Annotated in this window: 20 protein-coding genes; 9 read left to right on the forward strand and 11 right to left on the reverse strand. The window is 69.0% G+C overall.

Annotation, left to right across the window (positions count from 1 at the left end; genetic code table 11):
- The first annotated feature begins 33 nt into the window (after positions 1-33).
- The gene (locus ACFU95_RS43420) at positions 34-1,644 is read left to right on the forward strand and encodes an FAD-binding oxidoreductase (protein WP_383840785.1); all 1,611 of its coding nucleotides are present in this window, start codon (positions 34-36) and stop codon (positions 1,642-1,644) included.
- A gap of 76 nt (positions 1,645-1,720) precedes the next feature.
- Here the strand turns inward: ACFU95_RS43420 and ACFU95_RS43425 are convergent, their stop codons facing one another.
- The 4 genes from ACFU95_RS43425 to ACFU95_RS43440 all read right to left on the reverse strand — a co-directional run bounded on the left by ACFU95_RS43425 (position 1,721) and on the right by ACFU95_RS43440 (position 5,109).
- On the reverse strand, positions 1,721-2,479 hold the full coding sequence (locus tag ACFU95_RS43425) for a nuclear transport factor 2 family protein (protein WP_383840820.1): 759 nt from the start codon (positions 2,477-2,479) through the stop codon (positions 1,721-1,723).
- Positions 2,367-3,089: a hypothetical protein gene (locus ACFU95_RS43430; protein ID WP_383840788.1), complete on the reverse strand. Its 723-nt coding sequence runs from the start codon at positions 3,087-3,089 to the stop codon at positions 2,367-2,369. The genes ACFU95_RS43425 and ACFU95_RS43430 overlap by 113 nt, the downstream gene beginning before the upstream one ends.
- The gene (locus ACFU95_RS43435; RefSeq protein WP_383840790.1) at positions 3,086-3,985 is read right to left on the reverse strand and encodes a sugar phosphate isomerase/epimerase family protein; all 900 of its coding nucleotides are present in this window, start codon (positions 3,983-3,985) and stop codon (positions 3,086-3,088) included. The genes ACFU95_RS43430 and ACFU95_RS43435 overlap by 4 nt, the downstream gene beginning before the upstream one ends.
- A 323-nt stretch (positions 3,986-4,308) precedes the next feature.
- Positions 4,309-5,109 (reverse strand): IclR family transcriptional regulator, encoded by an 801-nt coding sequence (locus ACFU95_RS43440; RefSeq protein ID WP_383840794.1) that lies wholly within the window; start codon positions 5,107-5,109, stop codon positions 4,309-4,311.
- A 150-nt stretch (positions 5,110-5,259) separates the two neighbouring features.
- Between ACFU95_RS43440 and ACFU95_RS43445 the strand changes: the two genes are divergently transcribed.
- The 4 genes from ACFU95_RS43445 to ACFU95_RS43460 all read left to right on the forward strand — a co-directional run bounded on the left by ACFU95_RS43445 (position 5,260) and on the right by ACFU95_RS43460 (position 9,579).
- Positions 5,260-6,240 (forward strand): PDR/VanB family oxidoreductase, encoded by a 981-nt coding sequence (locus ACFU95_RS43445; RefSeq protein WP_383840796.1) that lies wholly within the window; start codon positions 5,260-5,262, stop codon positions 6,238-6,240.
- A gap of 29 nt (positions 6,241-6,269) precedes the next feature.
- Complete coding sequence (locus tag ACFU95_RS43450) at positions 6,270-7,484, forward strand: cytochrome P450 (RefSeq protein ID WP_383840799.1); 1,215 nt, start codon at positions 6,270-6,272, stop codon at positions 7,482-7,484.
- A gap of 15 nt (positions 7,485-7,499) precedes the next feature.
- Positions 7,500-8,744 (forward strand): flavin-dependent oxidoreductase, encoded by a 1,245-nt coding sequence (locus ACFU95_RS43455; RefSeq protein WP_383840802.1) that lies wholly within the window; start codon positions 7,500-7,502, stop codon positions 8,742-8,744.
- Between the two features lie 67 nt (positions 8,745-8,811).
- The gene (locus ACFU95_RS43460; protein ID WP_152173022.1) at positions 8,812-9,579 is read left to right on the forward strand and encodes an SDR family NAD(P)-dependent oxidoreductase; all 768 of its coding nucleotides are present in this window, start codon (positions 8,812-8,814) and stop codon (positions 9,577-9,579) included.
- 96 nt (positions 9,580-9,675) lie between these two features.
- Here ACFU95_RS43460 and ACFU95_RS43465 read toward each other — a convergent pair whose 3' ends face one another.
- The 6 genes from ACFU95_RS43465 to ACFU95_RS43490 form a co-directional block, all read right to left on the reverse strand.
- Complete coding sequence (locus tag ACFU95_RS43465) at positions 9,676-10,020, reverse strand: metal-sulfur cluster assembly factor (protein WP_383840805.1); 345 nt, start codon at positions 10,018-10,020, stop codon at positions 9,676-9,678.
- Entirely contained in the window at positions 10,017-10,877 is an 861-nt protein-coding gene (locus ACFU95_RS43470; protein WP_383840808.1) for an alpha/beta fold hydrolase, read from the reverse strand. The genes ACFU95_RS43465 and ACFU95_RS43470 overlap by 4 nt, the downstream gene beginning before the upstream one ends.
- The gene (locus tag ACFU95_RS43475) at positions 10,864-11,952 is read right to left on the reverse strand and encodes an amidohydrolase family protein (RefSeq protein ID WP_152173025.1); all 1,089 of its coding nucleotides are present in this window, start codon (positions 11,950-11,952) and stop codon (positions 10,864-10,866) included. The genes ACFU95_RS43470 and ACFU95_RS43475 overlap by 14 nt, the downstream gene beginning before the upstream one ends.
- A 191-nt stretch (positions 11,953-12,143) precedes the next feature.
- Positions 12,144-12,731, reverse strand: coding sequence for a maleylpyruvate isomerase family mycothiol-dependent enzyme (locus ACFU95_RS43480; RefSeq protein WP_383840811.1), 588 nt, complete (start codon positions 12,729-12,731; stop codon positions 12,144-12,146).
- On the reverse strand, positions 12,731-13,564 hold the full coding sequence (locus ACFU95_RS43485; RefSeq protein WP_152173026.1) for a fumarylacetoacetate hydrolase family protein: 834 nt from the start codon (positions 13,562-13,564) through the stop codon (positions 12,731-12,733). The genes ACFU95_RS43480 and ACFU95_RS43485 overlap by 1 nt, the downstream gene beginning before the upstream one ends.
- Positions 13,561-14,694, reverse strand: coding sequence for a cupin domain-containing protein (locus ACFU95_RS43490; protein ID WP_383840815.1), 1,134 nt, complete (start codon positions 14,692-14,694; stop codon positions 13,561-13,563). The genes ACFU95_RS43485 and ACFU95_RS43490 overlap by 4 nt, the downstream gene beginning before the upstream one ends.
- Positions 14,695-14,741: 47 nt before the next feature.
- On the opposite strand from ACFU95_RS43490, the gene ACFU95_RS43495 reads away from it, so the two are divergent.
- Entirely contained in the window at positions 14,742-15,473 is a 732-nt protein-coding gene (locus ACFU95_RS43495; RefSeq protein WP_152173028.1) for an IclR family transcriptional regulator, read from the forward strand.
- A 22-nt stretch (positions 15,474-15,495) separates the two neighbouring features.
- Here the strand turns inward: ACFU95_RS43495 and ACFU95_RS43500 are convergent, their stop codons facing one another.
- Positions 15,496-16,383 carry a LysR family transcriptional regulator gene (locus ACFU95_RS43500; RefSeq protein ID WP_152173029.1) on the reverse strand — a complete coding sequence of 296 codons (888 nt, stop codon included), beginning with the start codon at positions 16,381-16,383 and terminating at the stop codon, positions 15,496-15,498.
- An 83-nt stretch (positions 16,384-16,466) separates the two neighbouring features.
- On the opposite strand from ACFU95_RS43500, the gene ACFU95_RS43505 reads away from it, so the two are divergent.
- From ACFU95_RS43505 to ACFU95_RS43515, 3 genes are read left to right on the forward strand one after another with little or no spacing between them, the layout of a single operon-like run.
- Positions 16,467-17,657 carry a thiolase family protein gene (locus ACFU95_RS43505; protein ID WP_152173030.1) on the forward strand — a complete coding sequence of 397 codons (1,191 nt, stop codon included), beginning with the start codon at positions 16,467-16,469 and terminating at the stop codon, positions 17,655-17,657.
- On the forward strand, positions 17,654-18,322 hold the full coding sequence (locus ACFU95_RS43510) for a 3-oxoacid CoA-transferase subunit A (RefSeq protein WP_152173031.1): 669 nt from the start codon (positions 17,654-17,656) through the stop codon (positions 18,320-18,322). Before ACFU95_RS43505 ends, ACFU95_RS43510 begins: the two co-directional genes overlap by 4 nt.
- Positions 18,319-19,008, forward strand: coding sequence for a 3-oxoacid CoA-transferase subunit B (locus ACFU95_RS43515; protein ID WP_152173032.1), 690 nt, complete (start codon positions 18,319-18,321; stop codon positions 19,006-19,008). Before ACFU95_RS43510 ends, ACFU95_RS43515 begins: the two co-directional genes overlap by 4 nt.
- Positions 19,009-19,150: the final 142 nt, after the last annotated feature.

A 19,150-nucleotide genomic window follows, 5' to 3' on the forward strand; every position in this document is an offset into this window, starting at 1 on the left:
CCCTTCAAGGAACAGAGCCCTGGGAGAACCGATATGACCAGCACCGACGACAGGCCTGACACGGCTGCGCACACGTCCGGGGACCTGGAGACAGCCCTGACCCGCTGGCGCGAGACGCTGGGCCCGGAGCATGTGATCACCGACGAGGAGTCGCTGGCGGACTTCGCCGATCCCTACGCACCCGCCAGTTTCGGATACCGCGCGAAGGCGGTTGTCCAACCCGGTTCGGTGGAGGACGTCCAGGCCGTGGTCCGGATCGCCTCCGAGACCGGTGTCCCGATCTGGACCAGCTCGCAGGGACGGAACTACGGTTACGGCGGTGCCGCCCCCCTCGACCCGGACACCGTCGTGGTCAATCTGCGCCGGATGAACCGGGTGCTGGAGATCAACGAGGAACTCGCCTACGTTGTGGTGGAACCCGGTGTGTCCTTCCGCGAGCTCTACGACGCCGTGCAGGCCTCGGGCAAGAAGCTCTGGGTGGACGTACCCGACCTGAGCTGGGGCAGCGTCGTCGGCAACACCCTGGAGCACGGGAACGGCTTCACCCTCTACTACGACCACGCGGCGGCCGAGTGCGGCATGGAGGTCGTCCTCGCCGACGGTTCGGTGGTGCGGACCGGCACGGGGGCGATGTCGGGGAGCAAGACGTGGCATCTGTCCAAGCGCGGCTTCGGCCCGCGCACGGACAGCCTGTTCATGCAGTCCAACATGGGCATCGTCACCAAGATGGGTGTCTGGGTGATGCCCCAGCCTGACGCCTACAAGGACTGCCAGATCAAGGTGCGCCGGGACAGCGACCTGGAGGCCCTGGTCGAGGCGTTCCGCCCGTTCCTGGTCGACGGCACGGTCGGCAACTGCCCGATTCTGTTCCCCGCGCTCACCGCGCTGCCGAACGGCCTTCCGCGCAGCGCGGTCTGGGACAAGAAGAGTTCGGTTCCCCGTGAGCTCGCCGAGGGCATGATGTGGGAGGCCGCGCGGATCGGGGCGTGGAACATCCGTTTCGCCCTGTACGGAGACCGTCAGACCGTCGAGCGTGACTTCGAGCGGATCAGCGCGGCGTTCGCCTCCATCCCCGACGCCGAGGTCACTGGGAACACCATCGACCCGGCGGAGGCGAAGCTCGACAGCCCGGCCCTCGCCGACCAGAAGTCGCGGGTGATGGCGGGCGTGCCCGACCTGTCGATGCTCCAGGTCCTCAACTGGCACGGCACCAACGGCGGCCACATCTCCTTCGCCTCGACGGTCCCCCTCAAGGGGGAGGACGTACGCAACATCGTCGAGTTGGTGAGCACCCGCGAAGCGGAGCACGGGATCGACTACACCGTCGGCATCATGCTCTACCAGCGGTTCGCCATCCATGTCGCGCTGATGCTCTACAACGTCGGCAACGAGCCGCAGGTGAAGGAGGTCTACGAGCTCTACCGTGACCTGGTGGTCGAGGCGGCCGAGATGGGATACGGCGAATACCGTGCGCACCCCGCCTTCATGGACCTCGTCGCGGAACAGTTCGACCACAACGACCACTCCCACATGGCCATGGTGGAGAAGATCAAGGACGCGCTCGATCCGGCCGGCATCCTCGCGCCGGGCAAGCAGGGCATCTGGCCCGCACGGCTGCGTACGGCAGAGAAGCAGGCGAAGTAGGCAGGGCGCTCAAAGGCTGGGGCGTCGGGTACACACCCGACGCCCCAGCCTTGTCTGTTGCTGTCGCTGTTGCTGTTCAGAACAGCCCGTTGGTGTGCGCCGCGTCGGTGGGAACCGGGTTGATGATGTCCCAGTGCTCGACGATCGCGCCGTCGGCGACGCGGAACAGGTCCCAGATGGCGACCGGGACACCGAGCTCGCCTTCGGACTGCAACAGGACGAGGTCACCCTCGGCGACGACCTTGTGGACGACCTTGTAGACGGGGTCGTGGCCGGTTCCCGCCGCCTGCTGGTGAGGCGGCCACCAGACAGGGGTGCTGACGGCCCGTGTGCCGGGTGCGAGTGACGTCCCGGCGGTCTCACTGGAGACGTAGTGGGACAGCAGCGAGTAGTCGGCCTCGGACAGGACCCGCTGTGCGAACTCGACGACCAGCGCCCGGTTGGCCGCGGTGTCGGCCGTGTCGCCGGCCGGCCCCGCGAGGCCGCTTCCGGACCGGGCGCTCGCCGACCGCGTCCCCATCGGGGCCAGCGCGTCCCAGTGCTCGGCCGGCCTGCCCTGCTCGAACCGGTACAGGTCGAACGCGAACAGCGGCTCAGGGCTGTTGAGATGGTGGTAGACGCCGACCACGGCGACCTGGTCGCCGTCGCCGATCACCCGTACCGGTTCGAAGCGGGTTCCCCCCGCCAGGGCCGCCAGGGTGGTGATCGCGGCACGCAGCCCGTCACGGCCGTCGGCGATGGTCGGGTTGTGCTGCCGGTAGTCCGGGACCATCCAGCGGTCCACCGCCGTGGGGTCCAGGTCGTGGAACAGTTCCTCCGCGACCTTGAGGGCCACGTCCTTGTTGTCCATCGTTTGTCCGCCTCTGTGTCTGTGGTGGGTGCGGTGGGCCCTGGTGCCACCGACGTTGAGCCGTCTGCCGCTTCGCGATCCTCTTGTCACGGACGCTGTCCAGGAACGCCCCGCTGTCGCCGTCGTACTGGTCGTGCTCCACGTAGTGGCCGAGCCCGGGCAGCTTCAGATAGGTGAAGGACATGCCGCTGGGCAGGTGGGCCTCGATCGCCGGGGTGAGACGCAGCCCGGCAGCGGCCTTCTTGACGGCGCCGAGGTCCTCGACGAGGACCGCCACGTGGTGGAAGACGAGCTGGAATCCGCCGCTGTCCGTCAGCGATTCGGTGAAGATGTCGACCAGCCCGTCGACGGGTTGCAGGACCTCGATGACCAACTGCCGTCCCGCCGAGAAGGCGCAGCGCAGACTGGCTTCACCCGTTCGGCCATCCCCCGCCGTGACGGTGAAGGCCGGTTCGAAGGGCACGAACTCCTCGATGCCGAGCTGCTCGGACAGGACGTCGACCGCCTGCTCCCGGTCGTTGGTGACGTAGCCCAGCTTGTAGAACCCCGGGTGCAGCAGGGAGTCGACGAAGGAGGCCTCCGTCACATCCGTCACCGGGCCCGCTGCTCCAGAAGGGACAGTGCTTGTCGGTAGCTCTCCTCGAAGGCCTTCTTGGACTGGGAGAGGAACTTCTGGTGCGGCTGCTTCCAGTAGGAGTCGGGGAAGTCGCTGCCGTAGGTGCCGTCGTCGGAGAACACCTCCAGCTCCCAGAGACCGTCGTATCCGGCCTCCAGCAGACTGGCGATGATCTCCGGGGCGACGCCGCGGCCCCGCCCGGGCAGTTCACGGTCGAAGCCACTGCGTTCCTGGACGCGGATGTCGCACACCTGGACGCTGTTGATGCGGTGGCCGTGCTTGGCGATCTGCTCGTGGAGCCCGGGTTCGCACCAGCTGTGGAAGATGTCGAACATGATCCCGACGTTGTCCCGGCCGACCTGGTCGATGACCTCCACCATCGCGGGAATGGTGTGGAGCGGCGACCCCCGGCGCTCGGCCAGCAGTTCGAGACCGATCTGCAGGCCGTGCTCGGCGGCGGCGTCGGCGATCGCCGGCAGATTCTCGGCGATCGCCTCCACCGGACCCGCCGGATGTGCCGGGTCTCCGCTGGTGCCGGGCGCGATGGCGATCACGGCGGGGGAGAAGGCCGCGAGCCGGTGGATGCTCTCGCAGATCAGCTCGGTCCGCTCCCGTGGGTCCTTCGGGGTGCCCGGCTTGTCGAAGGGAATTCCGAGGACGGAGTGCATCCGCGGCACACAGAACGCCGCCTCCAGACCGTGTTCCCGCAGAGAACGTGCGATCTGCTCGTCCTGGCCGTCGGCGAACTTGCCCTCCCACAGGCCCACGGCGGCGCCCCCGATGGCCGCTACTTGCTCGATGTCGTCGAAGACGCCGTTGTGCGGGGTGGAATAGGCGTTGACGGCGAACTTCGGGGTGTCTGTGTAGGACCGCATGCCTCACATCTCCTTTGACGAAGCCAATGCGCTGGTCAGACTAGGTCGATCAGCGGCAATCGAGGTTCTGGCGTGACGCGATTCCACAATGAGGAATTCGTGCCGACAGAGCGGGCTGTCCGGGCTCTGGGACGCCCGCAGGACCCACCGTCGCGCTGTGCTGCCGAGCGGTTGGGGTGAAAGGGCAAACCGGAAGTAGTTGACCCGGCAGCCGGCAGCCCGCTGGACTCTGGGCAAACCGGCGGCTGCCGTATGCAGCGATGCGATCCCGTGGGTCGGTTGCACACGGCTCCGAGGCCGGCGGCACCGTCGACACCGCACCCCTATCCCTTGGGGCTGGAGGTGTTTCTCCCATGGGCACCTGGGCCGGTGCCGGCCAGGGATCCCTCGATGGCGGTAGCGGCCTCATGAAGGTGTTCGGCGAGCCGCCCGAGTCCCGACCGCGGGCACCGCGTGCTGGGGGCGGCCACCGCGATGGAGGCCACGGCCAGTCCGTCGGAGTTCTTCACCACCACCGCCGCGGCCCTCACACCCTTGGCGCTCTCGTCGATATTGGTGGCGTACCGGCGTTTGCGCACGGTGGCGAGTTCCCGGCGCAGCGAAGCCCGTCGGTTCGCCTCGACCGGGCTGCCGGGAAGTCCGCGCGGGTAGAGCGCGAAGAGCTCCGCATCGGACAGCTCCGCCAGCAGAGCCTTGCCCACCGCAGTGATGTGCGCGGGCAACAGCATTCCGATCCGCAGCCCCACACGCAGGATCTGTGGGCTCTCCACACCGTCGATGAAACGAGCTCCGTTGCCCTCGATCACCGCGAGATGGCAGGTCTCCTGCAGGACGGCCGAAAGCCGCTCCAGGTGTGCCCGTGCCACTCCTCGCAGGACAGGGATCCGATCGTCACCGAAACCGGCCGTCAGGAACGCCGGGCCACGATAGTAGAGCTTGTTGGCGTCCTGGACGACGAACTGCCGGTGCACCAGCGCCTGCAACAGGCGGTGCGCGGTCGAGCGAGCCACCCCGAGATGCTCGGCGACCTCCATAACCCGCACCGTGCGGTGGTGACGCAGCAACTCGAGGATCTGCAAAGCCCGGTCCACCGAGGTCAACCCGCCATTGGATTCGACACTCATGATCCCATGGTCGCACCTGATTCCGTATGGGGGAACTCGCGGGGGCTCCATCGAGGATTCCTCTTCACGGAATTCCAGCGGGAACGCGTGAACGCGCGCCGACAACCTGGCTAACTGTGGGCAGCACCCGAGGACGTCAATGGAGTTGTCATGACGGTGGCAGAAACCTTGCTCGCATCAGCACGAACCACAGAGGAGGAGCTTCCCGTCGTGGTGACACGCCGCCGACGGGTCACGGCGGACGTCGTGCAGTTGTGGCTCATCAGCGTCGATGCGCAGCCCTTGCCTTCCTGGACCCCCGGGGCACACATCGACGTGCTGCTGCCGAACGGGATCGAGCGGCAGTACAGCCTGTGCGGCCGCCCCTCGGACGAGGAGTGGTCGATCATGGTGCTGCGTGAGGAGCAGGGCCGCGGTGGCTCCCAGTGCCTCCATGACGAAGTGTGGACCGGACACAAGCTGATGGTGCGAGGTCCGCGCAATCACTTCGCCCTGAAACGGGCACCGCGCTACCGCTTCCTTGCCGGGGGCATCGGGATCACTCCGATCCTGCCGATGCTGCACGAGGCGGAGAGGGCCGGTGCCGAGTGGTCGCTGACCTACTGCGGGCGCTCCCGGCAGGGCATGGCGTGCGCGGAGGAGCTGATCGCCGACCATGGAAGCCGAGTGCGGTTGCACATCGACTCCGAACAGGGGGTGCCGGACCTGGCCGCCCTGCTGCGCGATCCGCGCCCCGGTGAACTGCTGTACGCCTGTGGGCCGAACAGCATGCTGGAAGCGATCGAACGGATGGGAGCCCACTGGCCGAACGGCACCATCCACTTCGAACGGTTCTCTGCCGCCACGCCGGGTGCGGTCGCCAACACCGAGTTCGAGGTGGAACTGGCTGCTTCCGGCAAGGTGCTGACGGTGCCGGCGGACCGCTCGATCCTCGACGTGGTGCGCGAGTCCGGGATTCAGATGCTGTCCTCGTGTCAGGAGGGCACCTGCGGCACCTGCGAAACCGCTGTGGTTTCGGGACAGGTCGACCACCGGGACGCGGTGCTGAGCAAAGAGGAACAGGAAGAGAACGAGGTCATGATGGTCTGCGTGTCCCGCGCCGCCTGCCCACGACTGGTCCTGGACCTCTGACCCTCCCCGACGTGAAAGGGCGTCCAGAGATGACGACCACCATGCCTGAACTCGATCTCGACCCCTTCTCGGACGAGGTGCTGCGGGATCCCGGCGACTTCCACCGAGCGGTCCTCGATGCGGGTCCGGTCGTGCGGGTGCAACAGAGCGAGGGGTTCCGCCTGGTGGCGGTCGGCCGCTACGCGACGGTGAAGTCGATCATCGAGAACCCGGCGATGTTCCTCAACAGCCGGGGCGGCGGGGTCCTCGATCTGAAGTACGACGAGAGCTTCCGTGAGCCCGGGCTGCTGGCGGAGAACGACCCACCGGGCCATACGGCGATCAAGACCGTGATGACCTCGGTCATCGCTCCGCGCAACCTGCGCAGGATGCGCGACGACTTCCAGACGGCGGCCGACGAGATCGTCGACCGGCTCCTGGACATGCGTACCTTCGACGCGCAGACCCACTTCGCGGAGGCCTATCCGCTCAAGGTGATCCCTGACGCGGTCATGGGTGTGCGGCAGGAGGGGCGCGAGCACCTGTTGCGCTACAGCAAGTTCCTCTTCGAGTCCATGGGTCCCAGGACACCCCGCGCGAAGCGGGCGCTCGCCGAGATGGGCGACCTGGAGCCGACCGTCAGTTGGGTGCGTGACAGTTGTCGGCGGGAGAACGTCCAGCCCGGCAGCTTCGGCGCGCTGATCTGGGACGCCGTCGACCGGGGTGAACTCACCGACGCGCAGGCCCCGAACCTGGTGCGGTCGCTGGTCGGCGCCGGGATCGACACCACCATCCACAGCCTGGCGAACACCCTGTACCTCCTGATCACGAACCCGGATCAGTGGGCACTGCTGCGCGAGCAGCCGGCGCGCGGGAAGTTCGCCTTCGACGAGACACTGCGCCACACCTCGACCGTCCGCCAGATCATCCGCACTCCCGCCGAGGACACGGACATCGAGGGCATCCCCGTCACGGAGGGGCAGAAGATCATGCTTCTCCCGGGAGCCGCGAACCGGGATCCGGACCGCTGGGGAGAGACCGCCGACCGCTTCGACATCACGCGGGACGCCGGCGGGCATGTGGCGCTGGGCCGGGGCATCCACCAGTGTGTCGGCGCGCCGATCGCCCGCATGGAGGCGGACGCGCTGCTGTCCGCCTTCGCCCGGCGAGTGAGGTCGGTCGAGTTCGCGGACACCCCCCGCCCCATGCTCAACAACTTCCTCCGCGGCTTCGACACCTTGCAGGTCACCATCACCCCCGCCTGAGAACGGAAGCCCTTCATGACCAAGCCCGCACAGGTGCTGATCGTCGGCGCCGGTATCGGCGGACTCACCCTCGCACTCCAACTGCACGCTGCGGGAATATCCGCCCGCCTCGTGGAGGCGGCGCCCGAACTGCGGCCACTCGGGGTCGGCATCAACATCCTGCCGCACGCCTCCCGGGAACTGCACCGCGTCGGCCTGACCGACAAGCTGGCGAGTGCCGCGGTGCAGACGGCGGAGTCGGTGTTCTACAACCGCTTCGGCCAGTTCATCTACGCCGAGCCACTGGGCGCGGCGGCCGGCTACGCGTGGCCCCAGTACTCGATCCACCGCGGGGACCTGCAATTGATCCTTGCGGCGGAGGTCGAACAGCGGCTGGGTGGCGACGCCATCGCCCTCGGTCACACCTTCCGCTCCTTCACCCAGGACGCGCACGGTGTCACCGCCCAGGTGGAGACCGCCGAAGGAACGGTCGATATCCGCGCGGATCTGCTGATCGGCTGCGACGGCGTGCACTCCGCGGTGCGCTCGCAGCTGCATCCCGGCGAGGACGGCCTCGTGTACTCCGGTTACAGCATGTGGCGCGGGGTGACTCGCCACGAGCGCGTCCTCACCGGCGCCAGCATGATCCGCGCCGGCTGGCTCGCCACCGGCAAGCTGGTCGTCTACCCCATCCGCGACAACATCGACAGCTCCGGTCGCCAACTGGTCAACTGGGTCGCCGAGGTTCCGGTCCCACAGCGCGGCGACCGGGACTGGAACCGTGACGGCCACATCGCCGACGTCATCGAGCCCTTCGCCGACTGGCGCTTCCCCTGGCTGGACGTACCGGAGCTGATCCGCAACGCCGACCAGATCCTCGAATACCCCATGGTCGACCAAGAACCCCTGGACCGCTGGAGCTTCGGCCGGGTGACCCTGCTCGGCGACGCCGCCCACCCGATGGTCCCGCGTGGCTCCAACGGCGCCGGACAGGCCATCGTGGACACCCGCGCCCTCACCGACGCGCTCCGCGCGCACACCGACGTGGTCTCGGCCCTCGTCGCCTACGAGCGGGAACGTCTCCCCGCCACCGCCGAGGTGGTGCGGCTCAACCGCACCAATCCGCCCGACGCCATCCTCCGCGAGGTCTACGAACGCACCGGCGACAAGCCCTTCGACCGCATCGAGGACGTCATCAGCAAGGAGGAACTCGCCACCATGTTGCAGCACTACCGCCAGGTCACCGGCTCCTCCCACGAGGCACTGAGCATGTCGACCTGACGGGCCGGCCGAGCGGTTCCCACCAGCAGGTCTACAGTGCGTTCGACGGCAGAGAGGAACGGAGCCCGTGCGTGGACTCACCGACAAGGCAGTGATCGTGGCAGGTGGTGCCTCCGGCATCGGTGCCGCCACCGCCCGCCGCTTGGCGGAGGAGGGCGCACGGGTGATGGTCGGTGACCTCGACGGCGCCGGAGCGGAGAAGGTGGCCGCCGGTATCCGGGAGCGGGGCGGCGACGCCACCTCCCTGTGGTTCGACATCGCCGACGCCGACGCCTGCCGTGACCTGGTGGCGGCGACCGTCGACGCGTACGGCGGCGTCGACGGGCTGTTCAACGTGGCGGCCGATCTCTCGCAGAACACCCTGGGCCGCGACACCGACCTGGTCGACGTGCCGCTCGATGTGTGGCGGCGCAGCCTGGAGGTCAACCTCACCGGCTACTTCCTCACCGCCCGGTACGCCGTCCCGGCGATGCTCGCCAGTGGCGGCGGGGCGATCGTCAACACGATCTCCGGCCTCGTCCTGTACGGCGACCGCAGCCGGGTGAGCTACGGCGCGTCGAAGTCGGGTGTCGTGGCGATGAGCAAGCACATCGCGACCCGCTGGGGCAAGGAGAACATCCGCTGCAACGTGGTGGCGCCGGGCATGGTGCTCACCGAGAACAACAAGGCGATGAACTCCGAGGACGACCGCAGGGCGGTCTTCGACATGCTGCGTTCCCCTCGCTTCGGCAAGCCCGAGGACATCGCCGCGGCCGTGAGTTTCCTGCTCTCCGAGGACGGCGAGTGGATCAACGGGCAGGTACTGCCGGTCAACGGCGGCGCCGGGCTGCGCTGACCCGCTCACGGCTGTCAAGGCAAACGACAAGGGGGCCCACCCGCGTCAGCGCGGGTGGGCCCCAGTCGGCGTCCGGGCCCTCTCAGGGCCGGACCCTCAGGAAATCACCGTCAGGGACAACGGGCGGACGCGGCGCAGGGCCGCCCGTGCCTCGGGATCCATGTCCTCGGGCATCCACTCCGCCACGTGATCGACCTCGATCCGGACCTCGGTGACCCCGGGCAGCTCACCGACGACGGCGCGCGCCTGCTCGGTGATGAGCCCGATCTGCATACAGAAGGGGCTGGTCAGCCGGAGCTCGACGGTGACCTCGCCGGAGTCGACCCGGACGTCCTGGACCAGACCCATCGCGACGATGTCGACCGGTACCCCGGTCGCGACGGCGCAGGGATCGGCGACGCGGCGCAGTGCGTCGCGCACCTCGTCCGTACCGCAGCTCATGGCTTCTCCAAGTCGGTCAGGAAACGGACGGCTCGGGCGTTGAACCGCTGCGCCCGCTCGATGTTCAGCAGGTGCCCCGCGTCGTCGAGCAGTTCCACCTCGGCGCCGGGGATGCGCTCCAGGGCCTGGTGGTATCCCGGTTCGCGGAGCAGGTCCTTGGCCCCCGCGAAGGCCAGTGTCGGCACGGTGACGCGCTCGTAGGCGATGGCGTCGGCCTGGCCGAAGTCCGAGCGGGCCGGGACGTTCGGTGCCTTGAGGCGTGCCGCGGCGATCGCCTCCCACGCCCCGGGCTCCAGGCTGGCGGCCACCCGGCGGGCGACATAGCGGTCGTCCGTGGCCCACGCGGTGTCGGCCATGCAGGCCCGCAGGATCCCCCGCATGCCCTCGTCGGTGCCGTCGTAGGCGAGCAGTGAGCGCCGGTGGGCGTTGTCCGGCACGAAGCCGCCGCCCGAGACCAGCACCATCGCGGCGATCGGCAGCCCCGGAGTCGGCCGGGCCGCTTCGTGCAGCAACCGCGTGGCGCCCATGGACGCCCCGACGAAATAGGCCCGGTCGATCGTGAGGACCCGCAGAAACGCGGCCATGTGCCGGATCATGCGGTCGGACTTGGACACGAAGTCGTGCAGTTTGTCCGTCTCGCCGAAGCCCAGCCAGTCGGGGGCGACCACGCGGAAGTGCTCGGCGAACGCCGCGATGTTGTACTCCCAGCACAGCTCGGCGCCGCCGCCGAACTCGCCGGAGTGCAGCAGTACCACCGTCCGCGGGCCGTCCCCGGCTTCCAGATAGTGGGTCCGGATCCCGCCGACGTCGACGAAACGGTCGGCCCAGGTCCGAAGCGGGCGGTCAGTAGGCGACATCGGCGACGGCCGTGGTCGAGTAGCCGGGGGCGGGTTCGGTGCCGTCCGGGCGCCGCAGGTCGAACTCGTCCCCCTTCAGCCGGGACAGGCGCTCACCGAGGTCGATGCCGTGCAGCCGGGCATAGTTCTCCGCGAGAACGGCCCGCTTGACCTCGGGTGTGATCTCCGGCAGCCCGTACCGCTCGGTGAGCTCGGGGGAGAAGGAGAAGTCGCGCGCGAAGTGCTCCAGATGCGGCCGGGGGTGCGACACCATGCAGCCGGTGCCCCAGAAGATCTGCGACAGCGCGCGTGGACCGCCGTTGGCGATGAGCGCGGCGAAGGCACGCTCGAACGCCGCCGGGCGGTTGGTGATCATCGTCGCGGTGGTCTCCAGGTTGACCCACACATTGCGGAACCGGGCCAGCTGCCAGGCCGTCTCCTCAAGGAACGCCATGCCGCCGTGCACGATCTCGAAGTTGAGACCGGGGAAGGCCATGGCGGCGCGGTCGATGTCGTCGACGCGGTAGTGGCGCAGCTCCACGGGTCCCAGGGGGATGGCCTTGTGGATCGCGACCGTACGGATGCCGAGTTGCTGCGCCTTCTCGAACAACGGGAACGCGACCTCGGGGTCGTCCATCAGCCAGCCCTCGACCTCCTGGCCGAGCCAGCTGTTCGGGTAGAGCTTGAGGCCGGCGACGTTGTCGAACAGTTCCATCTGGCGCTCTAGATCCTCGACGGCCTTCGGCCCCTCCAACGGGTCCACGCCGACGTAGAACATGAACCTGTCCGGCCAGCGCTCCTGGGCCTCCAGGCCCTTCTCGACGGAGCAGATACCGTCGTGGTAGGCGCGGATCGGGACCACGTGGTAGGTGGCGAGGTCGGCGTAGCTCTCCACGAACGACATGGTCGCGACCTCTTCGATCGACCAGTTCCGCTCGTAGCCGTCCTTGGTCAGCCGGTATCCCGGTGGTGCGACGGCGCGGTTGCCGCCGGAGACGATGTCGGTGATCGGCCGCGCGTGCGGGGTACGGAAATTCTCCTCTGTGAGGTTGTACGGATGCACGACCGCGTCGATCACTGGGATGCCGTCGATCACTGTGTGGACCTCCCGTTCCTGCCGGTCAGCGGCGCATCTTTGACACCTTGCCGGGCTCCCCAGGAGCGTAGGCCGGGCCGGGCCGGGCCGTCAGCGTCCCGACCGTAAGTTCCCCGCTGCGGAATCCATGTCCTGCCTGCCGGGCTCGCCCCGGCAGGCAGTGACGGTTGTGGCTCCAGGGCCTGACGCTCCTACAGCCACGGCCCGAGGTCGGGTGCTCGGGAGGTGCGGCCGGTGAGCCAGCGGGCCAGTGCCGGGGCGTGGCCGGCGGCCGTACGGCGGCCGAGTGTGTCGTCGATCAGCGCGCGCAGCAGATCCGCCGGCAGGTCGTCGAAGCCGACGCCGGCGTCGAGATCGATCGCGTGCACGAAGACCTCCCTGGTGCGCAGCCAGAGGATCTCCGTCGCCGGGACCGTCCGTCCCTGGGCCGTCCTCACCTCGTGAGACCACGCGCGCTGAGGCAATGCGCCTACGTCCTCGGCCAGTTCCTTGGCCGAATCACGCACCAGGCGCCGCAACTCCTCCGGCGCGAGCCGGGAGCCCGCCTGGATCTCGGCGTCGCGATGCCCCGGGCTGGGGTACATCGCCGACTCCCGTCCGGTGCGGGCCCAGCTCACCAACCGTCGGAGCGCCTCCGCGTTGTAGTGGACGTGGGCGATCAGATGTCTGCGGTTCCAGTCCGGCAGCGCGCTCGGCGCGTCGAGGTCGCCGTCGGACAGCGAGTCGACCGTGGCCAGGAACAGCTGAGTGCCGTGGTCCATCCACTGCCGTGCGGACATCAGCCGAGCTCCGTGCGCGCGGTGTTCTCCAGCCGGCCGAGGTGGTCGATCTCGGTGACGAGGCGCGAGCCGTCGGTGAGGTAGCGAGGGGGCTTGCGGGCGTGGCCGACACCGCCCGGGGTACCGGTGGCGATCACGTCTCCCGGGTTGAGGGTGAGGATGGTCGACGCGTAACGCACCAGCTCGACAGGCCCGAACACCAGGTCACCGGTGTCGGCCTTCTGCATCGCCTCGCCGTCCACCGAGCAGGTCAACGTCAGCGCGGGTGAGGTGCCGCCCGGCAGTTCGTCGGGGGTGACGAGGAACGGACCGAACGGTGTGGTGGCCTCGAACGTCTTGCCCTGCAGCCATTGCGGGGTGCGGTACTGCCAGTCGCGCGCGGTGACGTCGTTGAGCACGCTGAACCCCGCGATCGCCGCCTCGGCCTCGGCGGCGTCGGCGCGGCGGACGGTGCGTCCGATCACGATCGCCAGTTCCGCCTCCCAGTCGACGGCCGTGGATTCGGGCGGCAGCACCACCGGGTCGTACGGGCCCACCAGCGCTTCGGGGAACTTCGCGAACAGAGTCGGGTACTGCGGCAGCTCACGGCCCATCTCCAGGATGTGGTTGCGGTAGTTGAGGCCGACGCAGAGAATTTTTCCCGGACGGGGTACGAGCGGTGCGTAGTCCACGTCGGCCAGTGGCCGGTCCGCCTCGGCCGCCTCGGCCGCGGTCCGCCAGTCCTCCCGGGCCAGCAGCCCGCCGACGTCGGGAGCGTCGAGCTCCGCGTAGCGGCTCCCCTCTACGCGGACGGCCCTGGTACCGTCGCCGATTCGGATAGTCGCGAGTTTCATCGCTGTCCTTCCATGAGCGTCCGGTCGAAGTGCAGCCGCTCGAAGATCGGGCTGTCGGAGAACCGGAACAGATCGAGTCCTGCGTCGGCGGCGATGGTCACGGCCGCCCAGGACGGGACGACAAACAGGTCGCCGTGGGAGATCCGCCACTCCCGGTCGTCCACGCGGACGGTGCCGGAGCCGGAGAAGACCTGCCACACGGCGGATCCGACCTCCTGGCGGGCCGCGGTGAGGGTGCCCGGACGCAGCCGGTGGAACTCCGCACGGATTGTGGGCATGACATCGCCGCCGGTCGACGGGTTGGTGAAGCGCACCGCGGCGTGTCCTGGTTCGACCACGCCGGGGAAGCCCTCGTCCTCAAGGGCGAGCTGGTCGTTCAGGGCGGCGTCGGTGTGTTCCCAGCGGTACGCGGCGATCGGCGAGCTCGGCAGCCGTTCGGCACGGGACACGGGGCGCAGTCCCGGATGGGCCCAGAGCCGCTCGGAGCGCGAACGGGACGGTGTGGAGTGGTCCGACACCTCGTCCGGCCCGAACTCGAAGAAGGTGGCACCGGTGTAGTGCGCGAACGGGATGTCCAGACCGTCGAGCCAGGCCATGGGCTCGGCGCTGGTGTTGTGGTGGCCGTGGAAGTGCCAGCCGGGCGTCAGCAGGAAGTCGCCGCGCCGCATCGCCACCGGGTCGCCGTCGACGACCGTCCAGACGCCTTCGCCCTCGACGACGAAGCGGAAGGCGTTCTGGGTGTGCCGGTGTTCGGGGGCGTTCTCACCGGGACGGAGATACTGGATCGCGGCCCACAACGTGGGCGTGGCGTAGGGAGCGCCGCCGAGCCCGGGGTTGGCCAGTGCCATGGCGCGGCGTTCCCCACCCCGGCCGACCGGCACCAGCTCGCCCGCTCGTTCGGCCAGCGGCAGCATCGACGACCAGCGCCAGACATGCGGCCGTGCCGACGGTCTGGGCGACAGCGGCATCAGGTCGCCTATCTCGGTCCACAGGGGGACCAGCAGCTCCTTCTCGAAGCCACGGTAGAGATCGCGCAGTTCCGGTGAGGGAATGGGCTGATCAGGGCTGTCCGACGCGGTGATCGTCACTGGGCCCGTCAGGGGATCGTCTTTTCTGCCTTCGCCAGTCATGGTCGGAAGGTATAGATGTTCTGTTCTCCGGGGCCCATAATTCTGCTGTGAAGAACAGACCGGTCTACGCGATCGAGTCCGTCGACCACGCCCTGAGCCTGGCCGTCGTGCTGCAACAGGAGGGGCCGCTGGGTGTTTCGGAGGCGGCCGACCGCCTGGGTGTCTCGCGGTCGACGGCGCACCGTCTGCTGTCCATGCTGGTCTACCGCGACTTCGCGGAACAGGGCTCCGACCGGCGCTACCGGGCAGGTCCGGTGCTGCGCTCGGTCGACGCCTCGGCGGCACCGGTGCCGCTTCTGCGGCGGGTGGCGTTGCCGCATATGAGGGTCCTGGTGGCCGAGGTGCGGGAGACCGCACATCTACAGGTGCTGGCCGGTGACCAGGTCCGGTTCGCGGTGACGGTGGAATGCGATCAGGTGCTGAGGGTCGGCGACCGGGAGGGCCGGACCCTGCCCGCGCGTCTGGCCTCCGGCGGCAAGGCGCTCCTGGCGGCCCTGTCGCCCGCCGAACTCGCCGAGTTGTACGCGAACGCCGACATCGATCTGCCGGGGTTGCGCAGACAGCTGGGTCTGGTCCGCCGCAGGGGATTCGCCATCAACGACCAGAAGACCGAGAACGGACTCAGCGCGATCGGAGTGTCGATTCCCTGGCCCGGCGCCGGTTCGGTCGCCGCGGTGTCGCTGGCCCTGCCGACCGCGCGGTTCGATCGTCGCCTGCTGCCCGGCTGGGTCGTGGCTCTCTCGGGGACGGCCGCCGCCATCGCGGACGATCTTCCGTGACAGACCGGACGGCGGCGGGCGTTCACTGTCTGATGACCTCTTCGACGATCCTCGCGACCCGCTCCGTGGCCGGTGAGTTCAGGCCCGCTCGGCGTGCCAGCCCGAGGGTGACGGATTCGGCCGTGGCCAGCGGGATGTAGGTGACCCCGTCGAGGCGGAGGTTCTGCACCGACTCCGGGACCAGGGCGACGCCGTGGCCGGCGGCGACGAAGACGACCAGGGTGGAGGTCTCGCCCACCTCGATCAGCGGCGAGGGTGCGAACCCGGCGCGGGCGCAGGCGGCCAGCACCCGGCCGTACATGGCCGAACGGTCGCGGGAGGGATGGACGACGAAGGGCTCGTCGGCCAGTGTCGCGAGGGGGATCCGGCTCCGGTCCGCCAGTCGGTGGCCGCTGGGCACGGCGACCACCAGTCGTTCCGACCGGAGGGTGGTGACGTCGATCGTGGCGTCGGCGGATGTGCCGGAGCGCATCAGGGCGAGGTCGTAGGTACCGCTGTGCAGGCCTTCGATCAGTTCGGGGTTCAGCAGTTCACCGTGCAGTTCCAGGAGCACGTCCGGGAGTTGTGACCGGATGGTGCGAGCGATCCGCGGCAGCACGTCGTAGGTGGCCGTGCCGACGAACCCGATGGAGACCCGCCCCGCTCGTCCGGCGGCCAGCAGCGCCATCTGTTCCTCGGCGCGTTCGACCTCGGCCAGGATCGACCGTGCGTGCCGGACCAGATGGTGGCCGGCCTCCGTGAGTTCGACCCGCCTCGTCGACCGGGCGAAGAGCGTCGTTCCGATTTCCCGCTCCAACTGCTTGAGCTGCTGCGAGAGCGCCGACTGCGCCACGTGCAGGCGCTGGGCGGCGCGGCCGAAGTGACACTCCTCGGCGAGAGCGATCACGTAGCGCGCATGACGGACGTCCACGACCTCAGCTTATCTCTTCCAGTGATGAATCAAGCTGGAACTGGAATTGGACCAGATGAATGCGTGGACCTTACCCTCGCATCATGGTTGCCAGCTTCCTTTACAGCGCGGTACGCACACCCTTCGGCAGATACAACGGGGCGTTCGCCGAGATCCGGCCCGACGACCTCGCGGCCACCGTCGTCTCGGCGGCGTTGGAGAAGTCGCCCTCGCTCGACCCCGCCGCCATCGACGACGTGGTCTGGGGCAACGCCAACGGCGCGGGCGAGGACAACCGCAACGTCGGCAGAATGGCCGTCCTCCTGGCAGGGCTGCCGACGACGGTGCCCGCCACCACCGTCAACCGGCTCTGCGGCTCCTCGCTCGACGCGGCGATCATCGGTTCGCGCGCCGTCGAGAGCGGCGACGCGGACATCGTCCTGACGGGCGGTGTGGAGTCGATGACCAGGGCGCCCTGGGTCCTGCCCAAGCCGTCCCGCGCCTTTCCCGCCGGCCATGTGACCGCCGTGTCCACCACTCTGGGATGGCGGCTGGTCAACGAGCGCATGCCGAAGGAGTGGACCGTCTCCCTGGGGGAGGCGAACGAACAACTGGGCGAGCGGTTCGCCATCTCCCGGGAACGCCAGGACGAGTTCGCCGCCCGCTCCCACACCCTCGCGAACGACGCGTGGGACTCCGGTTTCTACGACGATCTGGTGGCACCGGTCTCGGCGCACGGAGAGGTGCTCCTCTCCCGCGACGAGGGGATCCGGCCCGGATCGACGCCGCAGAAGCTGGCCGCCCTCAAGCCCTCCTTCCGCCCCGACGGTGCCATCACCGCCGGCAACGCCTCGCCCCTGAGCGACGGTGCCTCCGCCGTGCTGATCGGCTCCGAGGAGGCCTCGTCCCGCATCGGCCTCGCCCCGCTGGCGCGGATCGCCGGCCGCGGTGTGTCGGCGCTCGAACCGCAGATGTTCGGGTTCGCGCCGGTCGAGGCGGCCGAGCGGGCCCTGAAGCGGGCCGGTATCTCCTGGTCGGACGTTTCGGCGGTCGAGGTCAACGAGGCCTTCGCCGTGCAGTCGCTGGCCTGCGTGGACGCCTGGCGGATCGACCCGGCGACCGTGAACACCAAGGGTGGGGCGATCGCGCTCGGCCATCCGCTGGGCGCCTCCGGTGGCCGGATCCTCGGCACACTCGCCGCGCGTCTGCGTGAGTCGGGCGAGCGGTGGGGTCTCGCCGCGATCTGTATCGGTGTCGGCCAGGCACTGGCCGTGGTTCTGGAGAGTGCGGCATGAGCTTTCAGGTGTGCGGGGACCCGGACGAGGCCGTCGCCGGGATCGCGGACGGCTCGACCGTCCTGGTGGGCGGGTTCGGTATGGCCGGCATGCCGGTCGAACTGATCGACGCGTTGATCCGGCAGGGCGCGAGCGAGCTGACCGTGGTGTCGAACAACGCCGGAAACGGTGACACCGGGCTGGCCGCGCTGCTCGCCAAGGGGCGCGTACGCAAAGTCGTGTGCTCCTTCCCCCGGCAGTCCGACTCGTGGGTCTTCGACGGGCTCTACCGTGACGGGCGCATCGAGCTGGAGGTCGTTCCGCAGGGCACCCTCGCCGAGCGGCTGCGCGCGGCCGGCGCGGGCATCGGCGCCTTCTACTCACCCACCGGGGTCGGCACACCGCTGGCCGAGGGCAAGGAGACCCGTGACATAGCGGGCCGTACCCATGTCCTGGAGTACCCGATCAAGGGCGATGTCGCGCTGATCGGAGCGCACCGGGCCGACCGGATGGGGAACCTCGTCTACCGCAAGACCGCCCGCAACTTCGGGCCCGTCATGGCCACCGCGGCGACCACGGTCGTGGCCCAGGTGCACGGGATCGTCGACGTGGGGGATCTCGACCCGGAAACCGTGGTGACCCCGGGCATCTATGTCGACCGCGTAGTGAAGGTGGCAGCAGCATGATCCCGACGACTTCGCAGAGCGCGCTGGTGGAGAACCTCGACCGGGGGCCGCTCGGCAAGCACGAACTGGCCGCGAGGATCGCGCGCGACATCCCGCACGGCTCCTTCGTCAACCTGGGCATCGGGCAGCCGACCCTGGTCGCCGACCACCTGCCCGAGGGAGCGGGGGTCGTGCTGCACACCGAGAACGGCATGCTCAACATGGGGCCGGCGGCCGAGGAGGGACAGGTCGACCCCGACCTCATCAACGCGGGGAAGATCCCGGTCACCGAGCTGCCCGGGGCCGCCTACTTCCACCACGCCGACTCCTTCGCGATGATGCGCGGCGGACACCTCGACATCTGCGTGCTGGGTGCCTTCCAGGTGTCGGCGGCCGGTGACCTGGCCAACTGGCACACCGGCGCCCCCGACGCCATACCGGCGGTCGGGGGAGCGATGGATCTCGCCATCGGCGCCAAGCGGGTGTTCGTGATGATGACCCTGTTCACCAAGAAGGGCGTGGCCAAGCTCGTACCGGAGTGCACCTATCCGCTCACCGGACTCGGCTGCGTCGACCGTGTCTACACGGACTTCGCGACCTTCCAGGTCGGCCCCGGGGGTGCCGTCGTACTGGAGACCTTCGGTATCACCTACGACGACCTCGCCCAGCGCCTCGAAGCCCCCGTGTCACGGGCGGACGGCCCCTGACACGGGCATAGGGGGGGGAGGGGTTCGCCGGGTTCCCCCCCGTCCCCTCTCCGGGGGGTTCCCCCCATTCCCCCCCCCGAGCCCAAAGCCCCCCCCCCCCGTTGTGACGGGCTTCTCCAGCCCCCTTGGTTCTCCAAAAAAT

It is taken from the genome of Streptomyces sp. NPDC057623, from assembly GCF_042800355.1.
Lineage (GTDB): Bacteria > Actinomycetota > Actinomycetes > Streptomycetales > Streptomycetaceae > Streptomyces.

Coding starts and splice junctions, on each gene's coding strand:
- ACFU95_RS43420 (WP_383840785.1), top strand. CDS start 34: ATGACCAGCACCGACGACAGGCCTGACACGGCTGCGCACACGTCCGGG.
- ACFU95_RS43435 (WP_383840790.1), bottom strand. CDS start 3,985: ATGCGGTCCTACACAGACACCCCGAAGTTCGCCGTCAACGCCTATTCC.
- ACFU95_RS43440 (WP_383840794.1), bottom strand. CDS start 5,109: ATGAGTGTCGAATCCAATGGCGGGTTGACCTCGGTGGACCGGGCTTTG.
- ACFU95_RS43445 (WP_383840796.1), top strand. CDS start 5,260: ATGACGGTGGCAGAAACCTTGCTCGCATCAGCACGAACCACAGAGGAG.
- ACFU95_RS43450 (WP_383840799.1), top strand. CDS start 6,270: ATGACGACCACCATGCCTGAACTCGATCTCGACCCCTTCTCGGACGAG.
- ACFU95_RS43455 (WP_383840802.1), top strand. CDS start 7,500: ATGACCAAGCCCGCACAGGTGCTGATCGTCGGCGCCGGTATCGGCGGA.
- ACFU95_RS43465 (WP_383840805.1), bottom strand. CDS start 10,020: ATGAGCTGCGGTACGGACGAGGTGCGCGACGCACTGCGCCGCGTCGCC.
- ACFU95_RS43470 (WP_383840808.1), bottom strand. CDS start 10,877: ATGTCGCCTACTGACCGCCCGCTTCGGACCTGGGCCGACCGTTTCGTC.
- ACFU95_RS43480 (WP_383840811.1), bottom strand. CDS start 12,731: ATGTCCGCACGGCAGTGGATGGACCACGGCACTCAGCTGTTCCTGGCC.
- ACFU95_RS43485 (WP_152173026.1), bottom strand. CDS start 13,564: ATGAAACTCGCGACTATCCGAATCGGCGACGGTACCAGGGCCGTCCGC.
- ACFU95_RS43490 (WP_383840815.1), bottom strand. CDS start 14,694: ATGACTGGCGAAGGCAGAAAAGACGATCCCCTGACGGGCCCAGTGACG.
- ACFU95_RS43505 (WP_152173030.1), top strand. CDS start 16,467: ATGGTTGCCAGCTTCCTTTACAGCGCGGTACGCACACCCTTCGGCAGA.
- ACFU95_RS43510 (WP_152173031.1), top strand. CDS start 17,654: ATGAGCTTTCAGGTGTGCGGGGACCCGGACGAGGCCGTCGCCGGGATC.
- ACFU95_RS43515 (WP_152173032.1), top strand. CDS start 18,319: ATGATCCCGACGACTTCGCAGAGCGCGCTGGTGGAGAACCTCGACCGG.